Below are 13,790 nucleotides of genomic sequence, written 5' to 3'. Positions count from 1 at the left end.
TCACCGGCACCACTCAGAACTTCGCCTGCAGCCCGACGGTGACGGTGCGCGCTGCCCCCGGCGCCACCCACACGCGGCTGTACGAGCTGGTGTAGTGCACCTTGTCAAACACGTTGTCCACGTCCAGCGACAGGTTCAGTGTGGGGCTCAGGCGCCAATAGGCCATCAGCTTGGCCGTGGTGTAGCTGGGCAGGTCAAATGCAGCCGTGCCCGCATTGGCCTCGGCCTGCGTGCGGGCCTGGCCCAGGCGTTTACCCATGTGGGTCACACCGCCGCCCACGCCATAGCGCTGGCCGTTGGCAAGCGCGTTTTCGTACACCGCCAGCACGCTGCCGTTGACCTTGGGCACGTTCAGCAGGCGGCCGCCCACCTCCAGCGTGTTGTCGCGGGTCACTTCCACGTCATTGAACACCAGGCTGGCGTTCACCCGCCAATGTGCGCTCACGCGGCCCGACAGGTCCAGCTCCAGCCCCCGGCTGCGCACCTCGCCTGCAGCAGCAGAAAAGCCTGCGTTCAGCGGGTCGCTGGTCAGGGCGTTGCGCTTGGTGATGTCGAACAGCGCCGCCGTGGCGCCCAGGCGCTGGTCGGCGCTCTCCCACTTGGCGCCCAGCTCCAGGGCGTGGGCTTTTTCGGGGTCGAAGGCGTTGCCCGCGGCATCGCTGCCCGCGTTGGGGCGGAACGACGTGCCCGCATTGGCATACACCGTCACGCCCTGCAGCGGCAGCCAGCTCACCCCCAGGCGCGGCGACACGGCCGAGGGGCTTTGCGCCGTGGTGCGGTGGGTGATGCGGTTTTGCAGGCTCTGGTCGTAGTGGTCGGCCCGCAGCCCGGCCATCACGCGCCATTGCTCGCCCAGTTTCAAGGTGTCTTGCACATATAGCGCGGTGTTGCGCTGCTTCTCCAGCGTGTCGGTGTTGCGCCCGGGCGCGGGCTGAGCCTGGCCGTGCACCGGGTTGAAGATGTCGATGGCATAGGGTGCCGTAGCGCTGGGGTTCACGCGCAGCATTGCCGAATCCATGCTGAACCGGAAGCTCTCCACCCCCACCAGCAGTTCATGCTCCAGCCCGCCCGTGCGCAGGTTGCCCTGCAGCTCGGCCTGCACGGCCACGTCGTCCGACTGGAAGTCGCGATACCGCCGCTGGCGCGTCAGCGTGCGGCCATCGGCCTGCAGGGCGGTGGCCTCGGTCGAAAAGCCCTTGAGCCCGGTCTCGCGGTACGACAGGCCCGCACGGCTGCGCCAGTCGGCGTTCCATTCGTGGGACAGCACCAGCTGGTGGGTCTGGTTGGTTACCGTCACATCGCCATCGGCGGGCTCGCCCAGAAAGCGGCTGGCAGGTACGGCGCCCAGGCGGTTGTTCACAGCCACTACACCCCGGTCCAGCGGCGTGGCGTGGCGCAGAAATTCAGACGTGTACTCCAGCACCGTGTCGGGCGAGAGTTTCCAGGTAAACGCTGGCGCCACCACCTGCCGTTGCGCGCTCACATGGTCGCGAAAGCTGCCTTTGTCTTCCACCGCCACATTCAGGCGGTAGGCCAGACGGTCGTTGATGGGGCCGGTGGCGTCCAGCGCTGCACGGCCCAGGCCGTGGTTGCCTGCGTAGGCCTCTACCGAATGGGCAGCCTTCCATAGCGGCTTCTTGCTCACGATGTTGAGCGTGCCGCCGGGCTCGCTGCTGCCATACAGCGCGGCCGCAGGGCCCTTGAGGAACTCCACCCGCTCCACCCCCGCCAGATCGCGCGGCGCATTGAAGCCCCGGTTGGATGAAAAGCCGTTGAGCAAGGTCGCCATGCCCGTGTTCTCGTTGCCCGGCAGGCCCCGGATGGCGATGTTGTCCCACAGCCCACCAAAGTTGTTCTGGCGCGAGACGCCGCCCACGTAGTCCAGCACATCGTCCAGCCTGGTGGCGCCCAGGTCGTCCAGCGTCTGGCGCGACATCACACGCACGGATTGCGGCAGCTCGCGCAGCGGCAGGCTGGTCTTGGCGCCCTCGGCTTCGTCGGCGTAGTAGGCGCCTGAGGCACTGCGGCCCACCACGTCCACGGCAGAGAGGGTGGGGGCGGCGATCGCATCGTCGTCAGTGGCCCAGGCGGGGCTGAGGGATGCAAAGAGCGACGCAACCGCCACAGCCGTCAGCGTGGGGCGCGGCAAGGCCACAAGGCGTGAGGAAAAAAGAGAAGACGAAGAACGCATGGCAAACCAGTCCAAAAGCAATGAATGCAAAAGCCAGGAACACCGGCCCGCGCTCGCCGGGGGATGGCGGGCGCACAGAGCCGCATGCCCGTGCCCACCCCGCCGGGTGAACACAAGGCCGAAAACAAGAAGGGGGTGCGCCACAGGGCGCTGGCTGGCTGGGGCCTGACGCGTGTCAGGCCCGATGGGCTGGCGGGGGATCGCGCGCGGCAAACGGCCAGCGCACCTGCTGGGCCGTGAAGGGGTCTGCGCCTTGCGGTGCTACGGCGGTGGGTTCTGCGGGCAGTGGCGGCTGGTGGGCCGCTGCATGCGCCAGGCCAGCCTCCAGCGCGTGGGTCAGGCACCAGGCACAGGTGGTATGTGTCTCTTCGCTGTGCTCGCCGCTGGCCGTTGGGCTGCTTGCCAACGCGTCTACGTCGCCTGCGGTTGCCGAGGCCGTGGTGTTGGCCACCACCTCCTGAATGTGCCGAGCCTCATGCAAGGGCGCGCCTGCCAGGGCGTTGAACAACGCCACCAGCAGAAGCACGATGTGGAAAGGCAGGGCGGGGATGGTGCGGCGCAGCATGAGGGGATGCGAATCATACTCAACTGCGGACGGAGTTTGGTGGGTGAGTCTGGAGGAAATTTCCAACCACACCCTCGCGGCGTGAGGACTGGGTTTTTTGGACTATTCAGGAAGCAGATAAAACCGGAGGGTTCGCCTAGCACTTGGAACGACTGGACCATGTCGGGTGCCAGGCCACATCCGGGACGAATGTAGGTACCATGGCTCTCTTTTTTTCAAAAAAACGGAGAGGGGGCCCCAATGAAAGATTGCCTTAAGAATTGGCTCGCGGCGCTTGTGCTGCTGTGCACTGCGGCGGCGGCCCATGCGCAGCCCACGACCTACGTGGCAACCGCGACGGGTAACTACACCCTGCTCATTAATTTCACGCTCTGTGTCACGGGCCCCTGCCAGAACTTCAATACAGGCATAGGCGCATCAGGCTCGTTCACAACGTCCGCCCCGCTGGCGGCCAATCTTGCTGGCGCGAACATCGCGCCCTTGGTCACGGCCTTCAGCTTCTCGGATGGGATCCACACCTACTCCAGCGCAGACCCGGCTGCTCGCATCTTCCTTTTCAACGTGTCCACCAACGCCTCCGGCGCCATCACCGCCACGGATATCCGGGTCCAGCGCTGGTTGACCGGAACTTCTCCCCATGTGCCGGGTGATCGGCATTCCTGGATATTTTTCCAGGCAACAGGGGAAGTCGATCACAACGCGCAGTGTCTTACCGTCGCCGCCTCGCCTGCGGGTGTGCCGGATTCATGCACTCTCGTCCTGGCTGGCGACACCAGCCGGTCGCTGGCATTTGGTTCTGCTCGGGTCTGGTCCATAGCGGCGGCCCCAGCGGCCACCTCCGTGCCTACCCTGTCCGAATGGGGCTTGATCCTGTTGATCGGCTTGATGGCAGTTGCCGCTTTTGTGATGCCGCGTCACCGTCTCAAAGTGGGACAACGGAGTTAGGTGTTTGCGCCACTGGACGCGCGGTCTGCCGAATGGCCGCTTGGACAGGTGAGCGGTGTTCTCAACTCCGCTCAGTCCAAACAAAAAACGCCAGCAGACGCTGGCGTTTTTTGTGATTGAGGAGTGTTCGATCAACCCTTCTGCACCATCTTGATGATGCTGGAGAAGTCCAGCGCCCCATGCCCCGCCAGGCTGTGCGCCGCATACAGGTTGCGCGCCATGCCGCCCAGGGGGGTGGCGGCCTTCACCGCCATGGCGTTCTCCTGCGCCAGGCCCAGGTCCTTGAGCATCAGGTCGGTGCCGAAGCCGCCCGCATAGCCCTTGCTGGCGGGCGCGGTTTCCATCACGCCGGGGAAGGGGTTGTACTTCTCCAGCGCCCAGTTGCCGCCCGAGCTGCGGCGCATGATTTCGGACAGCACCTTGGGGTCCAGACCGTTGGCCACGCCCAGGGCGATGGCCTCGCTGGTGCCTGCCATCAAGATGCCCAGCAGCATGTTGTTGCAGATCTTGGCCGTCTGGCCTGCGCCCACGCTGCCTGCGTGGAAGATGTTGGCGCCCATCTTTTCGAGCACGGGGCGGGCGCGTTCCAGGTCAGCCGCGTCGCCGCCGACCATGAAGGTCAGCGTGCCCGCAATGGCACCGCCGGTGCCGCCCGAGACGGGGGCGTCGATGAAGGCCACGCCCTTGGCCTTGGCGGCGTCGGCCACCTTGCGGGAGGTGGCGGCAGCGATGGTGGAGCAGTCGATCACCAGCGTGCCCGCAGGCAATTGGGCCAGCAGCTCGCCCTGGCCCAGAAAGAGTGAATCCACATGCGGGCTGGCGGGCAGCATGCTGATGACGACTTCGGCGCCAGCCACTGCTGCCTTGGCATCGGAGGCGATGGGCACGCCGTCGGTCGCGAGCTTGTCGCGTGCGGGCTGCGAGAGGTCGAACGCGCTCACCTCGTGGCCTGCCTTGTGCAGGTTGTGGGCCATGGGGCCGCCCATGTTGCCGAGGCCAATGAATGCGATTTTCATGGTGTGTTGCTCCTGGATGTCGTTGTGATGGTGAAAGGGATGGTGTCTGGGTTAATATGAATTTGATAGCTGGTAGCGCTTATCCATCAAGCGCTAGAGGCCAAAAATGCTTGAAATCTAGCGGCTGATGTCTGCCCCACGGCCGGCCAGCTCAGCGCGCAGCACCGAGCGGTGGCAGCGGGCTTCGTCCTCGCAGTAGCAGCCCAGCGACATGGCGCTGTGGTGCGACAGCGCGGCCAGCAAATCCAGCGTTCGGCTGGCCTCGGGCTGGGCCAGCTCCTTGCGGAACAATTTGACGAACGCCTCCCACTCCTTGTCGCCTTCCTTACCGGGTTGTACCTGCTGGCCCTGGGCCATCAACTCGGCGCTGGGGGAGAGCATGGGATACCACACGTCGTAGTAGTCGCGGCTTGCGAACTCGGCCTTGGGCACGCCACGCGGCGGGCGACGCACGGTGCCAATGCGGGTGCCTTCATCAGCTGCGCGCGGGGTGCCAAGGCGGACGATGCGAAGGGGCATGGTGGTGGGCTCCGGGTAGGGTGGGGCAGATCAGTCGTCGGCTTCGAAGATGCTGTGCTTCTTCGCCGTGGCTTTTGTCTTCGGCTTGGTGCCGGTGCTGGCGGGTGCTTTCTTCGCTGCAGCCGGAGTGTTGGTTGTTTTCTTCTTGCGCGGCGACGCCTTGGCCAACGGGTTGTAGGCCAGGGCTTCTTCGACCCAGTAGTTCCACTGCGCCCGTGTGGCGTAGCCGTTGGGTTCCACCCAGAAGTAGCCTTTCATGCCGCCGCCGGGCGAGATCTCGCGGGTGTTCTGCATCTCCTGCAATTCGCCGTGGCGGTCGGGTGGCAGGCGCACCAGCAGCTCTTCACCCTTGACGGCGACACACATCTTGCCGTCCACAAAAAACGCATGGGTGCCGAACAGCGCGCGCTCCTCCACGTCGCTGCGGTGCGCAAGCGCCGTGCGCACGGCGTCGATCAGGTGCAGCGTTTCGTCGGAGAGGGGGCGGGCGGGCATGGTTTTAAGGCTAAATAGATCGCTGGCGCTTGATAGTTAAGCGCTGGCAGCTATAAAAATCGGAGTATCCGCCTATCGGATGGCCTCCGTGGCATCTCCATCCAGCATGCGGCGCGCAATGATCACGCGCATGATTTCGTTGGTGCCTTCCAGAATCTGGTGCACGCGGGAGTCACGCACCAGGCGCTCCAGCGGGTATTCGCGGATATAGCCGTAGCCGCCGTGCAGTTGCAGCGCCTCGTTGCACACGGTAAAGCCCGCATCGGTGGCAAAACGCTTGGCCATGGCGCAGTAGGTGGAGGCATCGCGGGCGCCCGCGTCGAGCTTGCTGGCGGCCAGGCGCACCATCTGGCGCGCGGCGACCAGCTCGGTCGCCATGTCGGCCAGCTTGAACTGCAGCGCCTGGAAGCTGGCGATGGGTTTGCCAAACTGCTTGCGGTCCAGCATGTATTGCTGCGCGGCGTTGAGCGCGCCTTGCGCAGCGCCCACCGAGCAGGTGGCGATGTTGATGCGGCCGCCGTCCAGGCCCTTCATCGCGATCTTGAAGCCTTCACCCTCGCGGCCCAGCAGGTGATCGGCGGGGATGCGCACGTTGTCAAAACTGATGGTGCGCGTGGGCTGGCTGTTCCAGCCCATCTTGTGTTCCTTTTTGCCGTAGGTGATGCCGGGTGCATCGGCTGGCACGGCAAAGGCGCTGATGCCGCTGGCGCCCGAGGCCGAGTCGCCCGTGCGTGCCATGAGCACCAGCACGTCGGTGCTGCCCGCGCCGCTGATGAAGGCCTTGCTGCCGTTGATGACGTATTCGGCTCCGACCAGTTCGGCGCGCGTCTTGAGCGAGGCGGCGTCCGAGCCCGCGCCGGGCTCCGTCAAACAGTAGGACGCTAGCTTTTCGCCCGTGGTCAGCAGCGGCCCCCAGTGGTCGCGCACGGCGGGGGTGGCCCAGGTGCCCAGCATCCAGGTGGCCATGTTGTGGATGGTGATGAAAGCGGTGGTGCTGGGGTCGATGGCGGCCATTTCCTCGAACACCAGCGTGGCGTCCAGGCGGGGCAGGGCGAGGCCACCCGCGTTTTCGGGCGCGTACAGGCCACAAAAGCCCAGTTCGCCTGCCTTGGCGATGGCTTCCTTGGGGAAGATGCCTTCAGCGTCCCACAACGCCGAGTGGGGCGCGAACTCGGCTTGCGCAAAGTCGCGGGCCGTCTGGGCAAAGGCGCGTTGTTCTTCGGTGAGTTCAAAGTCCATGGTGTTCTGTCTCGTCGTCGGTTCTTGTTGTTCTGGGCGCCAGGCTCAGGGCTTGGCGGACGGATGGTCCAGCGTCAGCCAGCGCATCAGGCCCTTGCGGCGGGCCTCGGTCTCCGTCGTCAAACACGCGTGGTAAAGGCGCGGCCACTGGGGCTGCGACTCGGCACTGCGCGTGGCCTGCTTGCAGCGCGTGGTGCGTTCGCGCTGCCAGGCCGTGTGCTCCTGCCGCAGCTGGGGCCGCTCGTGGGCCGACAGGGCGCGCATCACATCGCCGTAAAGGATGCCAATCTGCGTGTCTGCCGCCTGAAAGGCCTGCACCGCGCAAGCATTGGTTTCGTCCACCGTGCCGCTGGGTTTGCAGGCGGCACCGGCTTGCGCGTGGGCATCAGCTCCCACCAGCATCACGCAAGCCGCACCGAAGACCATGGTCCATCCCCGCATCATTGTCAGATCAATTTGCATGCCCCGCTTTTACCATCGACCACAGTGGTCACTACTGGCGCGGCCTAAGGCCAGTGCCACCGTGCAAGGGTCGCCCCGCCGCACGGGTGGCGTCCCCCTTCCGCATCGCGCAGCGATGCAAGAGAAGGGGGAAGGCGCGCAGCGCCTCAGGGGGATGTCACTTCAAGCTAATCGTCGTGTTCACACCATGCGACGTGGTGCTGTCATCAAACCAGCGGGCCGTCACCGTCTTGGTCTGCGTGTAGAACATGACGACCTGCTTGCCGTAAGGGCCCAGGTCGCCCAGCTTGGACGCGCGCGAACCCGTGAACGAGAACAGCGGCACTGGCACGGGGATTGGCACGTTGATGCCGACCTGGCCCACATCGATCTCTTCCTGGAACTTGCGTGCAGCCGCACCCGACTGGGTGAAGATGGCGGTGCCGTTGCCATTCGGGTTGCTGTTGATGAATTCGATGGCTTCATCGATGTCGGCGGCGGGCACCAGGGCCAGCACGGGGCCAAAGATTTCCTGGTCGTAGATGGCCATGCCGGGCTGCACGTTCGAGAAGATCGTCGGGCCCACGAAGTTGCCCTTTTCATAGCCGGGCACCGTGGGCTTGCGGCCGTCCAGCTCCAGCGTGGCGCCGTCGGCAATGCCGCGTTCGATCAGGCTTTCCACACGCGAGAGCGCCGCACAGGAAACGAGCGGCCCCACGTCCGTGCCCTTTTCGGTGCCGCCGTTGACCTTGAGCGTCTTGGCCTTGGCCACCAGATCGGGAATCCACTTTTGCGCCTCGCCCACCAGCACCACCACGGGCAAGGCCATGCAGCGCTGGCCGGCCGCGCCAAATGCGGCACCGGCGATGGCGTTGAGCGACTGTTCCTTGTTTGCGTCGGGCAGGATGATCGCGTGGTTCTTGGCGCCCATCATGCATTGCGCGCGCTTGCCGGCCAGGGTGGCGCGGTTGTACACATGGGTGCCCACCTTGGTGGAGCCCACGAAGGAGACTGCCTTGATGTCCTTGTGGTCGCAGATCGCGTTGACGGCCATTTCGCCGCCGTGGATCACGTTGAGCACGCCGGGTGGAATGCCCGCTTCGAGCGCCAATTCGACCAGGCGCATGGTCACCATGGGGTCCTGCTCGGAGGGCTTGAGCACGAAGGTGTTGCCCGTGGCAATCGCCATGGGGAACATCCACAGCGGGATCATGGCCGGGAAGTTGAAGGGGGTGATGCCCGCGCACACACCCAGCGGCTGCAGCAGGGTGTAGGTATCGACGCCACCGGCCACGTTGTTGGCCAGCTCGCCCAGCTGCAGGTTACCGATGCTGGCGGCGTGTTCCACCACTTCCAGGCCACGGAACACGTCGCCTTCGGCGTCGGGCAAGGTCTTGCCTTGTTCGGCCGTGAGGATGGCGGCCAGCTCGGCCATGTTTTCGCGGATGAGCTGCTGGTACTTGAGGAAGATGCGGGCGCGCGTGCCGATGGGCGTCTTCTTCCAGGTCTTGAACGCTTCCTTGGCCGAGGCCACGGCGGCATCGATTTCTTCGGCCGTGGCAAACGGCACGCGGGCCAATACCTCTTGGGTGGCCGGGTTGACCACGTCGCGCCACTCGGTGGTCTTGGACTCGACGAACTGGCCGCCGATCAGCAGCTTGACGGTGGGGGCCAGTGCGGCCACGTTGGTGGGTGCGTTCATGGGTTTGTCTCCGGGGGGTTGGAAAGGGCCCGCAATGCAGGCCAACCCGTGCATGTTATGCGTGCAAATATGTAATTACAATGCCGCAAACTGCAACGCCAATGTGCTTTTATGCACATCGTCAGGGCAACCTGGAGCAAGCTCGGAGCCGTGTGAGATGCCAGAAAACAAAAAAGGGCAACCGCTGCCGTTTGCCCTTTTTTCGCTTGCTCCCGCTGGGGAGCACTCAGTTTCTGGACGGGAATATGCCCTCCAAGGCGATGATGTAGTTGAGGCCCAGGTAGGGCTGCATAACGGAGAACGGCTGGTTGCCCCCGGTACTGCCCGTCGTCGCGCTGCTCATGGCCAATTGGGTATTCGCGGTGTTGCTGGCTGCATACTGGGCATTGCGCTGGTTGGACCCCGCTGGTATGGCAAGGGGGCCGGGCTCCTGCACCGTGCCCAGGGTGGTGGATGCCGGGATCGTGGGCGCTGCATGCGTATGCGCCGGCATTTCCGTGCTGTTGAGGGTGTGTGTGGGGCTGCCTGACACTTCCCCCAGATCCACTGGTGAAAGCCCTTGGCCCTGCCCCCATCCTACGGGAACCCGGCCGCGCAGATCTGGAAGCCCAAAGGTGGTCTGTCCATTGCCACCATAGGTGGTGCCGAGCAGGGAAAACAAGGCCGTATTCTGGGCAATGCTCATTAGCTGCCCTTGGCAAAAGGCCCATCCGCGAGGGGCGAAATTGCCAGCGAATATTCTGATTTCAGCAAGAAGCGGGTTACTCATGGGGGTTCCTCATCAAGTCAAAAAGTAGCCGGTCGTCCAGCCGCTGTGTGCGGCCGAGGACGCAGAAAGGGCGGTATGGGCCTGGCGCTGGGGCCAAGCCTGCGTATTGAGCACGGTGGAGCGGTCCCACAGTGGACCCACGCTGTCATTAGTGGCATGGGCCCACCGGCGTTCCCCGCGAGGACCAGAAAGCGGTGCGGTGTGCAAGGTTGCCCAAAGGTCGTGTGCGCTGGTCCCCGGGGTGGCCGCCGCCAGGGCGGTGCCCAGGCTGAAGCCCGCCTCGGCACCCAGCAGTGCGCCAGCGGTCCACGCAAGGCCTGCCTGTGCGAAGCCGGCCTTCCAGCCAGGCTCTGCGATGTTGGCGGTGGGCCAGCTTGTCACGGTCCATGCACGAACGCCCGAGGCGCCATCGGAAAGCCAGGGAAACCCCGCCAATTCGGTGCGCAGAGAGGCCGTCTGGGCTTGCCACCATTGGGTAAAACGGTTCGCCTGAGAGCCGGAGAACAACGCAATCACCACGTCGGGTTGCTGCGAAACAATCGCCTGTTTCAGGTCACCAAACTCTGGTGAACGTCCTGGTGTGCCTGCAATGTGGTGGCCCACGATCTGCCCGCCCAATGAGCGCCAGCGGTGCTGGAAGGCCTGGATGAAGTCATACCCCGACTCGTGCCAGCCCATCGACAGGAAAGCGCGTGACCCACATTGCGCATGCACTGTGTCGGCCAGCGCGGACGCCATGGCGCACAGTTCGAGGCTGTGGCGAACCAGCAGGGGGTGGTGCTCCGAAGGGGCTGCGATGTCGGCCCCGCTGTCGCTGATCCAGAGGGGTACACCGGCCTTTTCCGTCAGGGCCAATACCTTTTTTGCCAGCAAAGGGGGTATCCACCCCATCACGGCATCGATCTTGCCGTCCTGCAGTGCGGACCCGATGGCCTTGGCAGGGGCTCCAGGCAAGGGGCCTGCCGACAGCCAGGTCAGCCCGACCTGCGAGGCGCCAGCCTGCGCCAGGCCCAGCTCCACGCCTTGCCGGTAGTCGTGCGCAAGCTGCGGCAGCTTTTCTGATGCAGGCGCGATGCCCAGGATGCGCCACCGGGGACGTGCCGGGTCGGCCGATGCGAAAACAGGTGCCGAGAGCTGGACGCCGGTGGCCGCCACTGCTCCGCCCGTGGCCAGGAAATGGCGCCGATGCAGGGGCGCGATCATGGCAGTGCCTCCTCAACCAGCGGATGGGAGGCCGCCGAACGGTGGGACTGGCGCAAGTCCTGAATCCTCTGGTAGTGAGGGGCGATCCATTGCGCAGTCAGGGATTGGAGATGGTCGCTTGCCATGCTGTGTTTGGTTTCCGTGTCTGGAACATAGGCTTGGTGGGGGTGCTTGCCGTGCCGCGTGATGCGTTCGTGCATCCGCGCACGGTCATCTGCCGGCATCTGCCAGCGCATGTGGGGCAGCAGGTCTGTTTCGATGGCGCCGGGTAGCTCGGTGTGGTCCAGCAGCAGTGTGCGTGCGGGGTCGAACTCCCGGGCCATGGCTCCATAGATGTCGCCCAGTACCCGTGCGCAGTAGAGTTCATGGGGCATGAGGGCCAGTTCCTGGAAGCTCAGGCCTTTCAGGCAGGCGCCCAGCGTGCCCGGCACCAGGAAGAACGCGCGCTCCCGCATTTGCGACACCAGCACTGACAGCGGTTCCCGGGCGAGAAACACCCAGCGCGCTTCGGGCCAGGCATCGGCCACCAGCGGGGCCTTGTCCGTGTTCCAGGCGTCGAGCTTGATGCTCACGGATTCGAGCCGTGGGCTGGCGCTGTCGCAGCGCTGGGCCCAGGCGCTGACCCATGCGCGCAGTGCACGCACGACCTGCGCCTTGTCGATGAGCCCGCTGGGCAAGGCCTGGCGCAGCAGAAAGTCCACCGGAGCGGGCTCCGACAGCTGCAGATGGTGTGGGCTTTCGGCCAGCGCCTGGGTGATGAGCGTGGAGCCGCAGCGCGACACGTGGAAGATGACGAGCGAGGGATCGAGGCCCGGAGACTGTTCATGCCAGGCCAGCAGGTCGTGAAGCGGCGTCTGGCGCCGGAACGCCAGATGGAAGGGGTGCTGCATCTGGCTCTGGATGCCGTGCTGGAAGAAGGGCTCGCGCAGCGGCTCGTCGAGCATGCGGATCCAGTCCACCATCACCTGGCCCTTGGCGATGTAAAAACGGATCGGGCGCCAGCCGCTGAAGTTCACAGAATCCATTGTTCCACCCACGCGCGGCGCCCGGCCTTCATGGCCGACTCCACATCCGATGCGTCAAATTGAAAGCCGGCGTCCTGCCCCATGCGCACCGATTCCTGCACGAACTCGGCGGTGTTGGTGATGGCGCTGAGCCTTGCGGAGTGCTCTGCATCCGCTCCCACGAAGTCGCGAAACCGGATGAACTGGCTCCACGGGTCGCTGGGGTCGGGCAGGGGCTCGCCGGCATCGCTGGCGCGGAAGGCCTCGAACAGGCGCATGTCCACCGAGGTGTCCGCCACCAGGTGGACCCGGGTCTGGCTGCCACGGTTGCGAACCCGGTGCGGGCGCGATACGTCGACGTACCAGCACTCGCCAGCCCGCAGCGGGATGCGCTCGCCATCAACATGGAAGAACACCTGCTCGCCCGTCTGCAGCGGCACATGCAGGCGGGCCTCGCCGCGCGCTGCGCACACACCGGCATCGGTGTGCTCCTTGATCTCGCAGCCCGGCAGCAACTGCATGAGCCGCACGGACTTCCATGGCAAAGCCATGGTCTCCAGCATGGCGCACAGCGTGGGGCATTGTTCCAGGGCGGGCGTGTTGGCATAGCCCGATGCCGCCACATCAACCGGGACAATGTCGATGGGGGCCTCAGGCGCAGAACGCAGCGCAAGCGCCTGCCACCCGCCGTCGTGGCGGCCTTCGTTGAAATGTGTGCGCCACAGCGAGGACGGCAGGGCGTTCACTTCGGCCAGGGCTGCAGCGGCGTCGAACCGCCAGGGCAGCCGGGCCGTTTGCATGCCCTGCACCATCACGCCCTGGGGCTGTGGCTCAGCGGGTGATTCCAGAGGCGTCATTGCGCGCAGATGGCGTAAGCGATACAGGACGAGGTCAAGGTGGGAACGCGGTAGGAGTTCAGAAGCCGAATGCTCCAACTTTGCACCGAAGCGCCGCAGGTGCCGCCCACCGTGGGGTAGTTGGCGGCGATGAACACGCCGCCCGTGTCGATCCCGCCAGCCCCGCTGGCACCCTCGTACCCGCCCCCTACAACTTTCTCCCCAGGTAGGCAGCAAGCGGTCGCGTTGCAGCTGTCCGCCGTGCCCGTGCCGGATGCGGTCCGCACGTTGACATTGAGCGATCCCGCAGGGCCTGGGAGGCCGGTCGCACCCGTGGCGCCTGTGGCACCTGCCGGGCCCACCGTGCCCGTGGCTCCGGTGGCGCCCGTGAGACCTGCTGTTCCTTGCGCACCAGGGCTTCCTGCAGGGCCGGTAGCGCCGGTCGCGCCCGCAGAGCCCGTGGCCCCCGTCGGGCCTGCTGCACCTGTTGCGCCCGTCAGACCCGCCGGGCCTGTCGCACCGGTGGCGCCCGTAGCCCCTGTAAGACCAGCCGGGCCCGTGGCGCCGGTGGCTCCCGCAGTCACGCCCGGTGCGCACTGGCCGAGCCGCCCGGTCGGGCCGTCAAAACACAGCACATTGGCATTGGTATTGGCGGTTCCCGACAAGCTGGGAACCCGCACTTCGCCGGAGTCCTGCACGCGCAGGCGCTCGGTATTGGCAGGCCCCTTGACCACGAACCCTCCACCGGGCGGCGGGGTGATGCTCACATCCGCAGCATGGACGGTGAAAGTGGCCAGTACCAGGCAGGCCTGGCCAGCCCAAAGCGACTTATAGGGAAAGGTGGTGCGTTGCATAGAGGTCGGGG

General features: G+C 65.4%; 14 protein-coding genes. 1 reads left to right on the top strand and 13 read right to left on the bottom strand.

The annotated features are described in order from the left end of the window. Nucleotides 1-13 precede the first annotated feature (13 nt). Both IB243_RS22445 and IB243_RS22440 read right to left on the bottom strand, forming a co-directional pair. Nucleotides 14-2,191, bottom strand: a complete 2,178-nt coding sequence (locus tag IB243_RS22445; protein WP_225585231.1) for a TonB-dependent siderophore receptor — start codon at nucleotides 2,189-2,191, stop codon at nucleotides 14-16. 175 nt (nucleotides 2,192-2,366) lie between these two features. Further along, nucleotides 2,367-2,756 carry a DUF2946 family protein gene (locus tag IB243_RS22440; protein ID WP_192429447.1) on the bottom strand — a complete coding sequence of 130 codons (390 nt, stop codon included), beginning with the start codon at nucleotides 2,754-2,756 and terminating at the stop codon, nucleotides 2,367-2,369. A gap of 240 nt (nucleotides 2,757-2,996) precedes the next feature. On the opposite strand from IB243_RS22440, the gene IB243_RS22435 reads away from it, so the two are divergent. Next, complete coding sequence (locus tag IB243_RS22435; RefSeq protein ID WP_192429446.1) at nucleotides 2,997-3,701, top strand: IPTL-CTERM sorting domain-containing protein; 705 nt, start codon at nucleotides 2,997-2,999, stop codon at nucleotides 3,699-3,701. Nucleotides 3,702-3,832: 131 nt separating this feature from the next. Here IB243_RS22435 and mmsB read toward each other — a convergent pair whose 3' ends face one another. From mmsB to IB243_RS22380, 11 genes are all read right to left on the bottom strand, one after another. Continuing rightward, on the bottom strand, nucleotides 3,833-4,735 hold the full coding sequence (gene mmsB, locus IB243_RS22430) for a 3-hydroxyisobutyrate dehydrogenase (RefSeq protein WP_370540383.1): 903 nt from the start codon (nucleotides 4,733-4,735) through the stop codon (nucleotides 3,833-3,835). Between the two features lie 99 nt (nucleotides 4,736-4,834). Beyond that, a complete protein-coding gene (locus IB243_RS22425) occupies nucleotides 4,835-5,236 on the bottom strand; it encodes a DUF488 domain-containing protein (RefSeq protein ID WP_192429444.1) in 402 nt (133 codons plus the stop codon). Nucleotides 5,237-5,266: 30 nt separating this feature from the next. After that, entirely contained in the window at nucleotides 5,267-5,731 is a 465-nt protein-coding gene (locus tag IB243_RS22420; protein WP_192429443.1) for a TfoX/Sxy family protein, read from the bottom strand. Between the two features lie 72 nt (nucleotides 5,732-5,803). Next, nucleotides 5,804-6,970: an acyl-CoA dehydrogenase family protein gene (locus tag IB243_RS22415; protein WP_192429442.1), complete on the bottom strand. Its 1,167-nt coding sequence runs from the start codon at nucleotides 6,968-6,970 to the stop codon at nucleotides 5,804-5,806. 45 nt (nucleotides 6,971-7,015) lie between these two features. After that, the gene (locus IB243_RS22410) at nucleotides 7,016-7,396 is read right to left on the bottom strand and encodes a lysozyme inhibitor LprI family protein (protein WP_192429603.1); all 381 of its coding nucleotides are present in this window, start codon (nucleotides 7,394-7,396) and stop codon (nucleotides 7,016-7,018) included. A gap of 193 nt (nucleotides 7,397-7,589) precedes the next feature. Further along, on the bottom strand, nucleotides 7,590-9,113 hold the full coding sequence (locus tag IB243_RS22405; RefSeq protein ID WP_192429441.1) for a CoA-acylating methylmalonate-semialdehyde dehydrogenase: 1,524 nt from the start codon (nucleotides 9,111-9,113) through the stop codon (nucleotides 7,590-7,592). A 226-nt stretch (nucleotides 9,114-9,339) separates the two neighbouring features. Further along, nucleotides 9,340-9,882: a phage tail protein gene (locus IB243_RS22400; RefSeq protein WP_192429440.1), complete on the bottom strand. Its 543-nt coding sequence runs from the start codon at nucleotides 9,880-9,882 to the stop codon at nucleotides 9,340-9,342. Nucleotides 9,883-9,894: 12 nt separating this feature from the next. Beyond that, nucleotides 9,895-11,085 carry a hypothetical protein gene (locus tag IB243_RS22395; RefSeq protein ID WP_192429439.1) on the bottom strand — a complete coding sequence of 397 codons (1,191 nt, stop codon included), beginning with the start codon at nucleotides 11,083-11,085 and terminating at the stop codon, nucleotides 9,895-9,897. Next, nucleotides 11,082-12,110 (bottom strand): sulfotransferase family protein, encoded by a 1,029-nt coding sequence (locus IB243_RS22390; RefSeq protein WP_192429438.1) that lies wholly within the window; start codon nucleotides 12,108-12,110, stop codon nucleotides 11,082-11,084. Before IB243_RS22390 ends, IB243_RS22395 begins: the two co-directional genes overlap by 4 nt. After that, entirely contained in the window at nucleotides 12,098-12,946 is an 849-nt protein-coding gene (locus IB243_RS22385; protein ID WP_192429437.1) for an aspartyl/asparaginyl beta-hydroxylase domain-containing protein, read from the bottom strand. Before IB243_RS22385 ends, IB243_RS22390 begins: the two co-directional genes overlap by 13 nt. Beyond that, nucleotides 12,943-13,779: a collagen-like protein gene (locus tag IB243_RS22380; RefSeq protein ID WP_192429436.1), complete on the bottom strand. Its 837-nt coding sequence runs from the start codon at nucleotides 13,777-13,779 to the stop codon at nucleotides 12,943-12,945. The genes IB243_RS22385 and IB243_RS22380 overlap by 4 nt, the downstream gene beginning before the upstream one ends. Between the last annotated feature and the right edge of the window lie 11 nt (nucleotides 13,780-13,790).

It is taken from the genome of Acidovorax sp. ACV01, from assembly GCF_014851495.1.
In the GTDB taxonomy this organism is placed as follows: domain Bacteria; phylum Pseudomonadota; class Gammaproteobacteria; order Burkholderiales; family Burkholderiaceae_C; genus Acidovorax; species Acidovorax radicis.
Note: the sequence above shows the minus strand (reverse complement) of the source record. Positions and strands in the feature narration are given on the sequence as shown.

Bases quoted from the DNA above. Each gene is read 5' to 3' on its own strand.
- IB243_RS22395 (WP_192429439.1), bottom strand. From the start codon at position 11,085: ATGATCGCGCCCCTGCATCGGCGCCATTTCCTGGCCACGGGCGGAGCA.
- IB243_RS22380 (WP_192429436.1), bottom strand. From the start codon at position 13,779: ATGCAACGCACCACCTTTCCCTATAAGTCGCTTTGGGCTGGCCAGGCC.
- IB243_RS22390 (WP_192429438.1), bottom strand. From the start codon at position 12,110: ATGGATTCTGTGAACTTCAGCGGCTGGCGCCCGATCCGTTTTTACATC.
- IB243_RS22445 (WP_225585231.1), bottom strand. From the start codon at position 2,191: ATGCGTTCTTCGTCTTCTCTTTTTTCCTCACGCCTTGTGGCCTTGCCG.
- IB243_RS22405 (WP_192429441.1), bottom strand. From the start codon at position 9,113: ATGAACGCACCCACCAACGTGGCCGCACTGGCCCCCACCGTCAAGCTG.
- IB243_RS22425 (WP_192429444.1), bottom strand. From the start codon at position 5,236: ATGCCCCTTCGCATCGTCCGCCTTGGCACCCCGCGCGCAGCTGATGAA.
- IB243_RS22400 (WP_192429440.1), bottom strand. From the start codon at position 9,882: ATGAGTAACCCGCTTCTTGCTGAAATCAGAATATTCGCTGGCAATTTC.
- IB243_RS22410 (WP_192429603.1), bottom strand. From the start codon at position 7,396: ATGGTCTTCGGTGCGGCTTGCGTGATGCTGGTGGGAGCTGATGCCCAC.
- IB243_RS22415 (WP_192429442.1), bottom strand. From the start codon at position 6,970: ATGGACTTTGAACTCACCGAAGAACAACGCGCCTTTGCCCAGACGGCC.
- IB243_RS22440 (WP_192429447.1), bottom strand. From the start codon at position 2,756: ATGCTGCGCCGCACCATCCCCGCCCTGCCTTTCCACATCGTGCTTCTG.
- IB243_RS22385 (WP_192429437.1), bottom strand. From the start codon at position 12,946: ATGACGCCTCTGGAATCACCCGCTGAGCCACAGCCCCAGGGCGTGATG.
- IB243_RS22420 (WP_192429443.1), bottom strand. From the start codon at position 5,731: ATGCCCGCCCGCCCCCTCTCCGACGAAACGCTGCACCTGATCGACGCC.
- IB243_RS22435 (WP_192429446.1), top strand. From the start codon at position 2,997: ATGAAAGATTGCCTTAAGAATTGGCTCGCGGCGCTTGTGCTGCTGTGC.